Origin of the sequence: Streptomyces sp. NPDC015139 (genome assembly GCF_043079785.1) — a bacterium.
GTDB lineage: Bacteria > Actinomycetota > Actinomycetes > Streptomycetales > Streptomycetaceae > Streptomyces > Streptomyces albidocamelliae.
The window spans coordinates 1-14,470 of the sequence record NZ_JBIBUW010000019.1 but is presented as its reverse complement, the minus strand read 5'-3'; the positions used below and the strand labels follow the sequence as shown (position 1 = coordinate 14,470).

General features: G+C 73.0%; 13 protein-coding genes. 10 read left to right on the top strand and 3 right to left on the bottom strand.

The annotated features are described in order from the left end of the window. Positions 1–269: 269 nt before the first annotated feature. Positions 270–1,109 carry a hypothetical protein gene (locus ACF08B_RS34530; protein ID WP_392320997.1) on the bottom strand — a complete coding sequence of 280 codons (840 nt, stop codon included), beginning with the start codon at positions 1,107–1,109 and terminating at the stop codon, positions 270–272. Positions 1,110–1,180: 71 nt separating this feature from the next. Here ACF08B_RS34530 and ACF08B_RS34525 point away from each other — a divergent pair, with 71 nt between their 5' ends. The 4 genes from ACF08B_RS34525 to ilvD all read left to right on the top strand — a co-directional run bounded on the left by ACF08B_RS34525 (position 1,181) and on the right by ilvD (position 5,707). Then, positions 1,181–2,113, top strand: a complete 933-nt coding sequence (locus ACF08B_RS34525; RefSeq protein WP_392320996.1) for a Ppx/GppA family phosphatase — start codon at positions 1,181–1,183, stop codon at positions 2,111–2,113. 105 nt (positions 2,114–2,218) lie between these two features. After that, a complete protein-coding gene (locus ACF08B_RS34520; RefSeq protein ID WP_392321069.1) occupies positions 2,219–3,046 on the top strand; it encodes a sugar phosphate isomerase/epimerase family protein in 828 nt (275 codons plus the stop codon). Continuing rightward, positions 3,043–3,696, top strand: a complete 654-nt coding sequence (locus ACF08B_RS34515) for a TetR family transcriptional regulator (protein WP_392320995.1) — start codon at positions 3,043–3,045, stop codon at positions 3,694–3,696. The genes ACF08B_RS34520 and ACF08B_RS34515 overlap by 4 nt, the downstream gene beginning before the upstream one ends. A 157-nt stretch (positions 3,697–3,853) precedes the next feature. After that, positions 3,854–5,707 carry a dihydroxy-acid dehydratase gene (gene ilvD / locus ACF08B_RS34510; protein ID WP_392320994.1) on the top strand — a complete coding sequence of 618 codons (1,854 nt, stop codon included), beginning with the start codon at positions 3,854–3,856 and terminating at the stop codon, positions 5,705–5,707. Between the two features lie 50 nt (positions 5,708–5,757). Here the strand turns inward: ilvD and ACF08B_RS34505 are convergent, their stop codons facing one another. Continuing rightward, positions 5,758–8,010, bottom strand: a complete 2,253-nt coding sequence (locus tag ACF08B_RS34505; RefSeq protein ID WP_392320993.1) for a PQQ-binding-like beta-propeller repeat protein — start codon at positions 8,008–8,010, stop codon at positions 5,758–5,760. Between the two features lie 198 nt (positions 8,011–8,208). Here ACF08B_RS34505 and ACF08B_RS34500 point away from each other — a divergent pair, with 198 nt between their 5' ends. From ACF08B_RS34500 to proC, 6 genes are all read left to right on the top strand, one after another. After that, the gene (locus tag ACF08B_RS34500; protein WP_392320992.1) at positions 8,209–8,538 is read left to right on the top strand and encodes an SH3 domain-containing protein; all 330 of its coding nucleotides are present in this window, start codon (positions 8,209–8,211) and stop codon (positions 8,536–8,538) included. A 61-nt stretch (positions 8,539–8,599) separates the two neighbouring features. After that, complete coding sequence (locus ACF08B_RS34495; protein ID WP_392320991.1) at positions 8,600–9,124, top strand: EamA/RhaT family transporter; 525 nt, start codon at positions 8,600–8,602, stop codon at positions 9,122–9,124. 272 nt (positions 9,125–9,396) lie between these two features. Further along, positions 9,397–10,173 carry a class I SAM-dependent methyltransferase gene (locus ACF08B_RS34490; RefSeq protein WP_392320990.1) on the top strand — a complete coding sequence of 259 codons (777 nt, stop codon included), beginning with the start codon at positions 9,397–9,399 and terminating at the stop codon, positions 10,171–10,173. 152 nt (positions 10,174–10,325) lie between these two features. Continuing rightward, positions 10,326–11,126: an ABC transporter ATP-binding protein gene (locus ACF08B_RS34485; protein WP_392320989.1), complete on the top strand. Its 801-nt coding sequence runs from the start codon at positions 10,326–10,328 to the stop codon at positions 11,124–11,126. Next, positions 11,123–11,905 carry an ABC transporter permease gene (locus ACF08B_RS34480; protein WP_392320988.1) on the top strand — a complete coding sequence of 261 codons (783 nt, stop codon included), beginning with the start codon at positions 11,123–11,125 and terminating at the stop codon, positions 11,903–11,905. The genes ACF08B_RS34485 and ACF08B_RS34480 overlap by 4 nt, the downstream gene beginning before the upstream one ends. 69 nt (positions 11,906–11,974) lie before the next feature. After that, positions 11,975–12,787: a pyrroline-5-carboxylate reductase gene (proC, locus tag ACF08B_RS34475; protein WP_392320987.1), complete on the top strand. Its 813-nt coding sequence runs from the start codon at positions 11,975–11,977 to the stop codon at positions 12,785–12,787. A gap of 99 nt (positions 12,788–12,886) precedes the next feature. On the opposite strand, the gene trpS is transcribed toward proC, so the two are convergent. After that, positions 12,887–13,906 (bottom strand): tryptophan--tRNA ligase, encoded by a 1,020-nt coding sequence (trpS, locus tag ACF08B_RS34470; RefSeq protein WP_392320986.1) that lies wholly within the window; start codon positions 13,904–13,906, stop codon positions 12,887–12,889. Positions 13,907–14,470: the final 564 nt, after the last annotated feature.

The window sequence follows — 14,470 nt, the reverse complement described above, 5'->3', positions numbered from 1 at the left end:
GCCTCCGGCCGGAAGCCGCGTCGCCGGACGCGGCCCGGGCGGCGTGGACGGGACGGGCATGTCCGTTCCCGGCGCCGGACGAACCGCGGGCCGGAGGACGTCCCGCCGGGAGCGCGGGGCACCGGTCGGCCGGGCACGCGGAACGGGTCCGCCCCTCGCCCACCGGGACGGCAGGCCGCATCCCGCGCCCACCGGAACGCCCTCCGCCCGACCGGGACGGCCGGGCGGAGGGCCGGGCCGCGGGCCGCGCGGGAGGGCCGGCTCCGCCGCTAGGGCGCCGGGTCGGCCGGGTGCGGGGCGACCAGGGGCAGCTGCGACGCCAGCCGCTGTTCGCACAGCTCGGCGAGGCGGTCGTAGCCGGCCTTGCCCATCAGCTCGGTCAGCTCGGCCCGGTAGGAGACGTACACGGGGTCGCCCGCGCCGTGCGCCGAGGTCGCCGAGGTGCACCACCAGTGCAGATCGTGGCCGCCCGGGCCCCAGCCCCGGCGGTCGTACTCCCCGATGGACACCTGCAGCACGCGCGTGTCGTCCGGCCGGTCGATCCAGTCGTAGGTCCGCCGGATCGGCAGCTGCCAGCACACGTCCGGCTTGGTCTCCAGCGGCTCCCGGCCCTCCTTCAGGGCGAGGATGTGCAGCGAGCAGCCCATGCCGCCCGCGAACCCGGGACGGTTCTGGAAGATGCAGGAGCCCTGGAAGGGCCGCGTCTGGCGGGACCCCTCCTCGTCCTCGGAGACCCAGCCGCCGCGCACGCCCTCGTCGTGGTGCTGCCAGATGTCCGGGGTGAGCCTCGCCACATGCTCGGCCACCCGCTTCTCGTCGTCCTCGTCGGAGAAGTGGGCGCCCAGCGAGCAGCACCCGTCGTCCGCGCGGCCCGCCTGGATGCCCTGGCAGCCGCTGCCGAAGATGCAGTTCCAGCGGGAGGTCAGCCATGTCAGATCGCAGCGGAAGACCTGCTCGTCGTCCGCCGGATCAGGGAACTCCACCCAGGCGCGTGCGAAGTCGAGCCCCTTCTCGTCGCTCACCTTCGACCCCTTGGAGGACTTGCCGCCCTTGCGAACCTTGTCCGCCTTTTCTGCTTTATCGGAGTTCGCCTTTTTCGTCTTTGGCACCCGTCCAGGGTAAGTGGCCGGGGCCCGCTCCGGGGACCGAGCAGCGGCGTTCTGGCAGTAGCGTTCCGTATATGAGACTCGGTGTCCTGGACGTGGGTTCGAACACGGTGCATCTGCTGGTGGTGGACGCCCACCCCGGCGCGTGCCCGCTGCCCGCGCATTCGCACAAGGCCGAACTTCGGCTCGCCCAACTCCTCGACGACAGCGGTGCCATCGGCGACGACGGCATAGAGAAGCTGATCGCCGTCGTACGGGAGGCGCTCCAGGCCGCCGAGGACAAGGGCGTCGAGGACCTGCTGCCGTTCGCCACCTCCGCCGTGCGCGACGCCGAGAACGCCGACGACGTCCTCGCGCGCGTGGAGGCCGAGACCGGTGTCCGCCTCCAGGTGCTCAGCGGCGAGGAGGAGGCCCGGCTCACCTTCCTCGCGGTCCGCCGCTGGTTCGGCTGGTCCGCCGGAAAACTGCTGGTCCTGGACATCGGCGGCGGCTCCCTGGAGATCGCCTACGGCATGGACGAGGAACCGGACACCGCCGTCTCCCTCCCGCTCGGCGCCGGCCGGCTCACCGCCGGCTGGCTGCCCAAGGACCCGCCGGCCCCGGAGGACGTCCGCGCCCTGCGCCGGCACGTCCGCGCGCAGATCGCCCGCACGGTCGGCGAATTCAGCCGCTTCGGCGCCCCCGACCACGTCGTCGCCACCTCCAAGACCTTCAAGCAGCTGGCCCGCATCGCCGGCGCCGCCCGCAGCGCCGAGGGTCCCTACGTCCAGCGCGAGCTCAAACGCGAGTCCCTGGAGGCCTGGGTGCCGCGCCTGGCCGGCATGACCACGGACCAGCGCGCCGAACTCCCCGGGGTCTCGGAGGGCAGGGCCAACCAGCTCCTCGCCGGCGCCCTGGTGGCCGAGGGCGCGATGGACCTGTTCGGGGTGGAGAACCTGGAGGTCTGTCCGTGGGCCCTGCGCGAGGGCGTGATCCTGCGGCGCCTCGACCACATGGGCTCCGCGTAGCGTCCCGGGAGGGGCTCGGGGGGCCGCGCGGGATCCCGCGGCCGCCCGCATGGCAAACCTCACAACGGCGAACAGGCACCGAACATGGGCCCCACCCGACGCCGTATGGTGACGGACGTGGCTGAAGCAAAGGACGTGCGCGTCGCCCTGTCGACGGCCTCCGTGTATCCGGAGTCGACGGCGACGGCCTTCGAGATCGCCGCGCGCCTCGGCTACGACGGCGTCGAGGTCATGGTGTGGACCGATCCGGTCAGCCAGGACATCGAGGCGCTGCGCCGCCTGTCGGACTACCACGCCGTCCCGATCCTGGCCGTCCACGCCCCCTGTCTGCTGATCACCCAGCGGGTCTGGTCCACCGACCCCTGGGTCAAGCTCCAGCGGGCCCGGTCGGCCGCGGAGAAGCTCGGTGCCTCCACCGTCGTCGTCCACCCGCCCTTCCGCTGGCAGCGGCAGTACGCCCGGGACTTCGTCGACGGGATCTGGCGGATGGCGAACGAGACGGACGTACGGTTCGCCGTCGAGAACATGTACCCGTGGCGCTACCGCGACCGCGAGATGCTCGCCTACGCCCCCGACTGGGACGTCACCCGGCACGACTACCGGCACTTCACGATCGACCTCAGCCACACGGCGACGGCCCGCACCGACGCCCTGGACATGATCGACCGCATGGGCGACCGCCTCGGGCACATCCACCTCGCCGACGGCCGGGGCTCCGCCAAGGACGAGCACCTCGTGCCCGGCCGCGGCACCCAGCCCTGCGCCGAGCTGCTGGAGCGCCTGGCGTTCACCGGGTTCGACGGCCACGTCGTGATCGAGGTCAACACCCGGCGGGCGATGTCCAGCGCCGAGCGCGAGGCCGATCTCGCCGAGGCCCTGGAGTTCACGCGCAAGCACCTCGCCTCGGCGGCGGTGCGGGTGCCCCGGCGATGAACGGCACCGCGCGGCCGCCGGCGGACGGCGGCACGCCCCCTGCGGGGAACGGGACCACGGCACGCCGCCGGGGCCGCCCCCCGCGCGCCGAGTCCGCCGACACCCGCGACCGCATCCTCGCCGCCGCCCGTGAGGAGTTCTCCGAGCGCGGGTACGAGAAGACGTCCGTACGCGGCATCGCCAAGGCGGCCGGTGTGGACTCGGCGCTCGTCCACCACTACTTCGGCACCAAGGACCAGATCTTCGAGGCGGCCATCGAGGTCGCCTTCGCGCCCGCGCTCGACGCGCCCAACGCGCTGGCCGACGGACCGCTGGACGGCGTGGGGGAGCGGCTGACCCGCTTCATCTTCGGTGTCTGGGACAACCCCACGACCCGTACCCCGCTCCTCGCGATCGTGCGGTCCGCCGTGAACAACGAGACCGCCGCCGCCGTCTTCCGCCGCCTCGTCGCCGCCCAGCTGCTGCGCCGCGTCGCCGCCCAGGTGGACCTGCCGGACGCGGAGCTGCGGGCCGAGCTGGCCGCCGCGCAGCTGGTCGGTGCGGCGATGATGCGCTACGTGATCAAGCTGGAGCCGCTGGCCTCCGCGGACCTGGAGCAGATCATCGCCCGGGTCGCTCCCGTCGTGCAGGGGCACCTCACCAACCCCTGAGCCGTGCGGCGACCGCACCCCGGCACCCGCCGCACCCACGGCCCATGGGACACGCGTCCCGCATTCCGGACAACCGTGTCCAGTCCTTGGAGGCGCGGCGTACGCTCGTAGACAGTCAGAACTCACTGGCAGAAGGTCTTCGAAGGAGCGAGCGACGATGCCCGAGCTGAGGTCCCGCACAGTCACCCACGGCCGCAACATGGCGGGCGCCCGCGCCCTTATGCGCGCCTCCGGTGTACCCGGTGCGGACATCGGCCGGAAGCCCGTCATCGCCGTCGCGAACTCCTTCACCGAGTTCGTGCCGGGCCACACCCACCTCCAGCCGGTCGGCCGGATCGTCAGCGAGGCGATCAAGGAGGCGGGCGGCATCCCCCGCGAGTTCAACACGATCGCCGTCGACGACGGCATCGCCATGGGCCACGGCGGCATGCTCTACTCCCTGCCCTCCCGCGACCTGATCGCGGACTCGGTGGAGTACATGGTCGAGGCCCACTGCGCCGACGCCCTCGTGTGCATCTCCAACTGCGACAAGATCACCCCGGGCATGCTGATGGCCGCCCTGCGCCTGAACATCCCCACGGTCTTCGTCTCCGGCGGCCCCATGGAGTCCGGCCGGGCCACGCTGGTCGACGGCACGGTCCGCACCCTCGACCTGGTCGACGCGATCTCCGACGCCGTCAACGACAAGATCTCCGACGAGGACATCCTGCGCATCGAGGAGAACGCCTGCCCCACCTGCGGCAGCTGTTCCGGCATGTTCACCGCCAACTCGATGAACTGCCTGACCGAGGCCATCGGTCTCTCCCTGCCCGGCAACGGCTCGGTCCTCGCCACCCACACCGCCCGCCGCGCCCTGTACGAGAACGCGGCCCGCACGGTCATGGACCTCACCCGCCGCTACTACGAGCAGGACGACGACACCGTCCTGCCCCTCAACATCGCCACCTTCCAGGCCTTCGAGAACGCCATGGCCCTGGACATCGCGATGGGCGGCTCCACGAACACGATCCTGCACCTGCTGGCCGCCGCCCAGGAGGCCGGCGTCCCCTTCGGCCTGGAGCAGATCGACGCCGTCTCCCGCCGGGTGCCCTGCCTGGCCAAGGTGGCGCCCAACGTCGCGAAGAACCGCACGTACTACATGGAGGACGTGCACCGCGCCGGCGGCATCCCGGCCCTCCTCGGCGAACTGCACCGCGCGGGCCTGCTGAACGAGGACGTCCACGCGGTCCACAGCCCGTCCCTCTCGGACTGGATGAAGACCTGGGACGTCCGCGGCGGCTCCCCCTCGCCCGAGGCCGTGGAACTCTGGCACGCGGCCCCCGGCTGCGTCCGCTCCGCCGAGGCCTTCTCCCAGTCCGAGCGCTGGGACTCCCTGGACGACGACGCCGAGAACGGCTGCATCCGCTCCGCCGAGCACGCCTACTCCAAGGACGGCGGTCTGGCGGTCCTCAGGGGCAACCTGGCGGTCGACGGCTGCGTCGTGAAGACGGCCGGCGTCGACGAGTCGATCTGGACCTTCGAGGGCCCGGCCGTGGTCTGCGAGTCCCAGGAGGAGGCCGTCCAGCGGATCCTCACCCAGGAGGTCAAGGACGGCGACGTCGTCGTCATCCGCTACGAGGGCCCCAAGGGCGGCCCCGGCATGCAGGAGATGCTGTACCCGACCTCGTACCTGAAGGGCCGCGGCCTCGGCAAGAGCTGCGCGCTGATCACCGACGGCCGCTTCTCCGGCGGCACCTCCGGGCTCTCCATCGGCCACGCCTCCCCCGAGGCGGCCTCCGGCGGCACCATCGCCCTGGTCCGGGACGGCGACCGCATCCGCATCGACATCCCGAACCGCACGATCGAGCTGCTGGTCGACGAGGCCGAACTGGCCCGCCGCGAGAAGGCCCTCGACGGCGTGTACGCCCCGAAGGACCGCGAGCGCAAGGTCTCCGCCGCCCTGCGCGCCTACGCCGCCATGGCGACCAGCGCGGACAAGGGCGCCGTCCGTGACGTGAGCAAGCTCGGCTGACCCGGACTCCCGCGCGGGGCCGCTCCCACCGGGGGCGGCCCCGCGCCGTCTCACCAGGCCGCGGGGGTACGGCCGTCCACGGCGAAGACGCTGCCGTCGGGCGCCGTGGCGTACACCTGGGCGCCCGCGGCCAGCGGAGCCGGCAGGGTGCCGGCGACCTGGCCCGAGCCCGCCCCGAGCCGGGGCGGTGTCTGCCCGAGCAGGCGTCCGTCCCGGGCGGCCACGGCGAGCAGGCGCCCGTCGGGGGCGCTGAAGTAGACGTGATCGGCGGTGGCGACCGGCGCCGAGCCCCGGCTCACCGCCGTCTCCAGGTGCCAGAGCCGCTTGCCGGTGCGCAGGTCGACGGCTTCCAGCGAGCCGCCGGCGGCCAGCAGGTGCAGCACCCGGCCGTGCACGGCCGCCTGCGGAGCCGTCAGCGGCACGGTCAGCTTCGTCCGGCGGGTCGTGCCCGAGGCCGGCGAGTAGCGGACCACCGCGTCCGTGACCGCCGCCGCGCTGTCGTCGGACAGCAGGATCAGCGCACCGCCGTCACTGCCGACCGGCCGCAGCACGCCCCGCAGCCGCGCCGTCCAGCGCGTGCCGCCGGTACCCGCGTCCAACTCGGTGACCTGCGTGTACGCCCCGTCCAGCGAGGTGGTGGCCGCATGGACCAGGGTGCCGCCGGCGTCGGCGGTCAGGGCCGGGGTGCCGCGGCCGGGCAGCCGGCGGTGCCAGCTCTCGCGCCCCGATGCTCCGTCCACCCCCGTCACCGTGCCGTCCGTGCCGGTGACGAGGAGCATGTCGCCCGCGATCCGCGTCTCCGTGCCGGCGGCCCGGTCCCGCTGCCAGCGGGTCCGGCCGGAGGCCGGATCCAGGCCCACCAGCCGCCGGCCCCCGTCCGTCGGCAGCACCAGCACCCCGCCGGCCAGCGCGGGCGCGCCGTTCGCGTCCGGGCCGCCGACCGCGCGCCGCCACAGCCGCGTGCCGTCCGCCGCGTCGAGCGCGTACGCCGAACCGGACCGGAAGCACAGCAGCCGCCCGGCACCCTCCGTGCACCGCGGTATCCCGGATCCCCGGCCCGCCGGCTTCGCCCGCCACGCCCCGACCGCGGGCACACCGGCCCGGGCCCCGGTCTCCTTCACCTCCGGTCCGTCCGCACCGCGCGGCCACAGCAGTGCCGTGCACACCCCGCCCACGACCAGGACGACGGCCACGGCCGCGACGAGACTCCGCCGCACCACCGGGCGGCCGGGAAGCGACCGCCGGGCCCAGCGGCCGGGGAGCGACCGCCGGGACGGCCGTCCGCCGCCCTCCGGTTCGCCGGCTCCGGCCGCGGGCAGCCGCCGTTCCCCGTCGGCGCCGTCCCGCCGTCCGGCTCGGGCACCGGCCAGGGGATCCGCGATGTCACCGGCCCGCCGCTCCCCGTCGCCCCCGGTCCGCCGTCCCGCGTCGTCACCGGTCCGCTGCGCCGGTATGAAGGCCTGGGTGTCGTACGAGGCCGCCACCGAGCGCAGCTCCCGCATCAACTCGTCGGGCGTCGGCCGCTCGTCGGGCTCCTTGGCCAGACAGCGCACCACCAGTGGCGCGAGGCTCTCCGGCACACCCGTCAGATCGGGCTCGTCGTGCACCACCTGGTACGCCACCACGTACGGGCTGTCGGAGTCGAACGGCCCCCGCCCGGTGGCCGCGTGGACCATGACGGAGCCGAGCGCGAAGATGTCCGCCGCCGGCCCCACCTCCCGCGGCCGCCGGAACTGCTCGGGCGCCATGAACGGCGGCGTGCCGATCAGCTTCCCGGTCTCGGTGCGCAGTTCGCTGTCCTTCGGCCGGGAGATCCCGAAGTCGATGACCTTCGGCCCGTCGTCCGCGAGCAGCACATTGCTCGGCTTGAGGTCCCGGTGCACCACGCCGACCCGGTGGATGTCGCGCAGCGCCTCCGCGAGTCCGGCCATCAGCCGCCGCAACTGCTCCGTGGCCATGGGCCCATGACGCTTCACCTGGTCGGAGAGGGTCGGCCCGGGAATGAACGACGTGGCCATCCAGGGCCGTTCGGCCTCCGGATCGGCGTCGACGACGGGCGCGGTGAACGCACCGCTGACCCGCCGGGCGGCGGCCACCTCCTGCCGGAAGCGGCCCCTGAACTCGGGATCCCGCGCGAACTCGGCGTGCACGACCTTCACCGCGAGCCGCATCCCCGAGGTGCTGCGGGCGAGATGGACGACCCCCATGCCGCCGGAACCGAGACATGACTCCAGGCGGTAGTGGCCGGCGTACTCGGGAAGTTCCGCTTCCGCGCCCGTTCCGCTGCTGCGCTGTGGCGCCATGGACCGCCCCCCGTGCTCGTCGTCCGCGCGCGACGCACGGAGCCTAGTCGATGACTCGTGCGAGACAGAGGCGGCTTGCTAGCCTCCGCGTGCGAGTCGCGCACAACTGTTCAGCGACTCGCTTCTGTCGCCTCGGTCACCGTGACCGGGGGAACGACGGTCCCCATGACAGCCGTGGGGGCCGAGGGGGGAAGTCTCATGTCCGTCGACTCCGTCGACCACCCGGAAGCGGTCCAGGGCTCCGGCGAGCAGGAAGCCCTGACGGCGGAGGCCGCCGTGCGCACCTTCGCGGTCGCCCCGGGCGTCAGCCTCAACGTCCGCAGCGGCCCCGGCACCCAGTACGGCATCGTCCGCGTGCTCCCCGAGGGCTCCCGCGTGGCGATCTTCTGCCAGGCACCCGGCACCACGGTCACCGGCCCGTACGGCACCACCAAGATCTGGGACAACATCGACAACGGCCAGTACGTGTCCGACGCCTACGTCCACACGGGCAGCGACGGCTACGTCGCCTCGCGCTGCGCGCTCTGACGCCACCCGCGACGGCCGACCCGGCCGGGAGCCCGCCGGGGTCCGGCGCCATAATCGTCCCGTGAGCGACGAAACCGGCACCCCGGACACCCCCGCGGGCTCCGCGGGCGAGACGGCGCCGACCAGCGGCCCCCGCCCGGAGCCGCTGCGCTTCTTCGGCACCTCCTGGGTGAACCACGACGCCGGCTACGCGGCGCGCCGCGCCGGCGTCGCCGCCGGGTCCCTGGTCGCGGCCGCCGCCTCCTGCCTGGTGCTGCGCTTCGCCTACGAGGGCATCGCGATCGCCGACACCGGCTCCTTCGTGACCGTGCTGATCATCGCCATGTTCGCGATCTGCAGCGCGCTCGCCTTCCGCAACACCTGGGAGGGGTTCGGCAGCCGGCACGACCCCCAGCGCCAGGCCTCCCTGCGCGGCCTGCTCGCCATCGGCTTCGTCGGCTCCCTCCTCGCCTACTTCTTCCGCTCCCTCACCGAGGCCCCGGGCGAGAAGCTGCACCGCGAGGAGTACGACAAGGCCCGCGAGGAGTACGAACGCCGTACCACCCGCCGCACCGGCAACCCGGCGAAGAAGAAGCGGCACCGCTGACGACGGCTGCCACCGGTACCGGCTCCCCGGCACGCCCGCTCCCGGCCGAGTCCACGCCGGGGCCCGCCCTTCGCCGCGTACGCCCCGGCGTCCGGCGCCCCGCTCCCGGCGGGCGCGTCGACCGGGAAGCGTTCGCCGCCCAGCCGGATCACCGCGCCGGTCGCGCCCCACCGCACACGGCGCCGGCCCACGCCGGCCACCCGGTCCGGTCGCCCGGGCGCGGTCACGGAAATGCGGTGCCACCGGATGCCGCGCTCACCGAGCATGGTCGTATGACCACGACGCAGCCGCCCTCGCACGCCGCCCGCGCCCACTCCTTCAACGCCGCGGCGGCCCAGTACGCCGCGAACCGCCCGTCCTACCCGCCCGCGCTGTTCGACACCGTCGAGGAACTGGCCGGCCGCTCCCTGTCCGGCGCCCGGGTCGTGGACGTCGGTGCCGGTACCGGAATCGCCACCGCCCTCCTGCACGGCCGCGGCGCCGACGTCCTCGCCGTCGAACCCGGCGCGGGCATGGCCGCCGAGTTCCGCCGCGCTCTGCCGCACATCCCGATCGTCCGGGGCGACGGCAACGCCCTCCCCGTCGCCGGCGGCCACGCCGACTTCGTCACCTACGCCCAGGCCTGGCACTGGACCGACCCGGCCCGCGCGGTGCCCGAGGCGTTGCGGGTGCTGCGGCCGGGCGGTGCGCTGGCGCTGTGGTGGAACGGCGACGCCCTGGACGTGCCCTGGCTCGCCGAGGCCGCGGGCCGTATCGGCCGCTTCCTCGGCACGGACATCGTCGCCCAGCAGCGGGACGGCACCCGCCCGGAACTGGCCGACCCGAGCGGCCGCCTCGGCTTCAGCCGGCGGGTGGTCCGCTGGAGCCGCCGCGTCCCGGTCGACACCCACCTCGCGAACATCGGCAGCCACTCGGCGTTCCTCCTCACCCCCGAGGACTCCCGGAACGGCTTCCTCCAGGAGGAGCGCGGCCACCTGCTGGAGGTCTTCCCCGACGGCGTGGTCGAGGAGGTCTACGACGTGCTCCTGCTCGTCGCCACCAAGCCCTGACACCCGGGCTCCCACGACCGACGGAGCGGCGGCCGGGTCCACCCGGCCGCCGCTTTCGCATGCGCCGGACTCCCAGGAGCCCCGCCGGTCCGCGCCGAGAACCGTCGAGTCCCCCCTTGACGGCCCCTGTCCGCGGCGCAATTATTCATCACATGATGAATTACGTGCCGGACCCACCGCACCCGGCCCCGACCCCCGCCGTCCACGCCGAGGACCTCACCGTCCGGCGCGGCCCCCGCACGGTCCTGCACCAGCTCCGATTCACCGTCCCCCGCGGCCAGATCACCGGCCTGCTCGGCCCCTCCGGCTGCGGCAAATCCACCCTCATGCGCTCCGTCGTCGGCACCCAGGCCAAGGTCACCGGCACCCTCGACGTCCTCGGCCACCCGGCCGGCCACCCCGGCCTGCGCAACCGCATCGGCTACGTCACCCAGGCGCCCTCCGTCTACGACGACCTGACCGTCCGCCAGAACCTCGAGTACTTCGCCGCGATCCTCGACCCCGGCCGCACCGCCGACGAACGCCGCCAGGAGCACGTCACCCGGGCCATCGCCGACGTCGACCTCACCAGCCACGCCGCCGCCCTCGCCGGCAACCTCTCCGGCGGCCAGCGAAGCCGCGTCTCCCTGGCCGTCGCCCTGCTCGGGGCCCCCGAACTCCTCGTCCTCGACGAGCCGACCGTCGGCCTCGACCCCGTCCTGCGCCGCGACCTGTGGCAGCTCTTCCACGAACTCGCCGCCGGCCGGGGCGCCACGCTCCTCGTCTCCTCCCACGTCATGGACGAGGCCGAGCGCTGCCACCGCCTCCTCCTCATGCGCGAGGGCGAGATCCTCGCCGACGACACCCCGGACGCCCTGCGCACCCGCACCGGCACCGACACGGTCGAGGCCGCCTTCCTTCACCTCGTCGACCAGGCCGTCACCGCGGGCCGCAGCAAGGAGAGCACCCGATGAGCACGACCGGCCCCGCGCACACCGCCGCACCCACCAGCGCCTTCAGCGCCGCCCGCAGCAGCGCCACCGCGTCCCGGGTACTGCGCCAGCTCCGCCACGACCCGCGCACCATCGCGCTGATGATCCTCATCCCGTGCCTGATGCTGATCCTGCTGCGCTACGTCTTCGACGCCAGCCCCCGCACCTTCGACAACATCGGCGCCTCCCTGCTCGGGATCTTCCCGCTGATCACGATGTTCCTGGTCACCTCCATCGCGACCCTGCGCGAACGCACCTCCGGCACCCTCGAACGCCTCCTCGCCATGCCCCTCGGCAAGGCGGACGTCATCGCCGGCTACGCCCTCGCCTTCGGCGCCCTCGCCATCGTCCAGTCGGCTCTCGCCACCGGCCTCGCCGTGTGGCTGCTCGGCCTCGACGTCACCGGCTCACCCTGGCTGCTCCTCCTCGTCGCCCTCCTCGACGCCCTCCTCGGCACGGCCCTCGGTCTGTTCGTCTCGGCCTTCGCGGCCTCGGAATTCCAGGCGGTCCAGTTCATGCCCGCGGTGATCTTCCCCCAGCTGCTCCTCTGCGGCCTGTTCACTCCCCGCTCCGCCATGCACCCCGCCCTGGAGGCCGTCTCCGACGTCCTGCCGATGTCGTACGCCGTGGACGGCATGAACCAGGTCCTGCACCACACCGACATGACCGCGACCTTCGTCCGCGACGTGCTGATCGTGGCCGGCTGCGCCCTGCTCGTCCTGGGACTGGGCGCGGCGACCCTCAGGCGCCGTACCGCGTAGGCACCGCGGGGGTGTTCCGCCTGCCGGACAACCCCGCCCACCGTCCGGAGCCGGTGCGAGGATGACTCCATGAGCCAGAAAGTCGCAGTCCTCGGCACCGGCAAGATCGGCGAAGCCCTGCTCAGCGGAATGATCCGGGGCGGCTGGGCTCCGGCCGATCTCCTGGTCACCGCACGCCGACCCGAACGCGCCGAGGAACTCCGCACCCGGTACGGAGTCACCCCGGTGGCCAACGCCGAGGCCGCCAAGACCGCCGACACCCTGATCCTCACGGTCAAGCCGCAGGACATGGGCACCCTCCTGGACGAGCTCGCCCCGCACATCCCCGCCGACCGCCTGGTCATCAGCGGCGCCGCCGGCATCCCCACCTCGTTCTTCGAGGAGCGCCTGGCCGCGGGCACCCCGGTCGTCCGCGTCATGACCAACACCCCGGCCCTCGTCGACGAGGCCATGTCCGTCATCTCCGCCGGCACCCACGCCACCGGCGCGCACCTGGCCACCGCCGAGGAGATCTTCGGGGCCGTCGGCAAGACCCTGCGCGTGCCGGAGTCCCAGCAGGACGCCTGCACCGCCCTGTCCGGCTCCGGCCCGGCGTACTTCTTCTACCTGGTCGAGGCCATGACCGACGCCGGCATCCTGCTCGGTCTGCCCCGCGACAAGGCCCACGACCTCATCGTCCAGTCCGCGATCGGCGCCGCCGTGATGCTCCGCGACAGCGGCCAGCACCCCGTCAGGCTCCGCGAGAACGTCACCTCGCCGGCCGGTACGACGATCAACGCCATCCGTGAGCTGGAGAACCACGGCGTACGCGCCGCACTGATCGCCGCCCTCGAAGCCGCCCGCGACCGCAGCCGCGAACTCGCCTCCGGCAAGAAGGACTGAGAAGCCCGCTCCGGCCGACGGGACCGAACCGGTGCCGAACGGGGTCTTCCCCCTCCGGCACCGGCCGACCGCTCCCGGGCACCCGGCCCGCCCGTAGACCTACGCGGTCAGGGCCGTGTCGAACACCGGCGGCAGCAGCCCGATCGCCCGGTACGCGGCATCGACGGTCGGTCGCGCCATCGCCCGCGCCTTCTCCGCTCCGTCCCGGAGGACCCCTTCCACGTACGCGGGGTCCGCGCACAACTCCCGGTGCCTGGCCCGCACGGGCCCGAGGACCTCCACCACGGCCTCCGCGGTGTCCTTCTTCAAGGCGCCGTACGACGCGTACGCGCCGGCCAGCGCCTCGGGGTCCCCGTCCGTGCACGCGGCGAGGATCTCCAGCAGATTCGCCACGCCCGGCCCGTTCTCCCGGTCGTACACGACGTCCCGCCCGCTGTCGGTCACGGCCCGCATCACCTTCTTGCGCACCACGTCGGGCTCGTCGAGCAGGTACACGATCCCCGGCCCCGAGTCCTCCGACTTCCCCATCTTCGACGTCGGGTCCTGAAGGTTCATCACCCGCGCCGCCACTCCCGGCCGGGTCGCGCGCGGCACCACGAACGTGTGCCCGTACCGCTGGTTGAACCGCACCGCCACGTCCCGCGCCAGCTCCACGTGCTGCACCTGGTCGTCGCCGACCGGCACCTCGTCCGTGCCGAACGCCAGGATGTCCGCCGCCATCAGCACCGGATACGTCAGCAGCGACAGCCGGACGCTGCCGCCCCGCTCCCGCTCGCGCGCGGACTTCTCCTTGTACTGCACCATCCGTCGCATCTCGCCGTCGGTCGCCACGCACTCCAGCAGATAGGACAGCCGGGTGTGCTCGTCGACATGGCTCTGCAGATAGACCGTGCAGACCTCCGGGGCGAGCCCGGTCGCCAGCAGCAGCGTCGCCGCCTGCCTGCTGAGCCTGCGCACCCGCGCCGGATCGTGGTCCACGGTCAGCGCGTGCAGATCCACGATGCAGAACAGCGAGTCCGCCCGGTGCTGGTCCACCTGGGCCCACCGCCGCATGGCGCCCAGGTAGTTCCCGAGGGTCACGTGCCCGGTCGGCTTGATCCCGCTGAAGACCCGCGTCATCTCCACTCCACCTCCTGATCGGGACCGCCGCTTCTGCGGCCGGCCCCCGGAGTCCCGGAGGAGATATGAGAACGGCCGCCGAAGCGGCGGCCGTTGAGTGCATACGTGTGTACGGCCGCCGTCAGGCGGCCCACCAGAGCTGGGTACACGTACGCGTAGACATGACGGCCAGCGTACGCCGTCGGAGGGCCGTCCGGACGAGGGTTGACACACCCCGGGCCGATGCGTAGTGTTCTCCGAGTTGTCCGACGTGAGCACCGACTCCGGTCGGCCCCGGACAGCCATTCCGCAGGTACCAACCACTCTCTCGTCGCTTCGGCGTCGAATGTTTTGGCGTGCGTATTTGCGAAATGAGGAATCCGCGTTCGAAAGGGCGCCGGCCCCGATTAGCTCGGGGGCGAGGAATCCGCTAAAGTCTCACTCGTCAGAACGGCCCAAGGGCCGGGAAGACAAACCCCGCCGACGGGGGATCGGACGCCGAAAGGATCTGATAGAGTCGGAACCGCCGGAAAGGGAAACGCGAAAGCGAGAACCTGGAAAGCACCGAGGAAATCGGATCGGAAA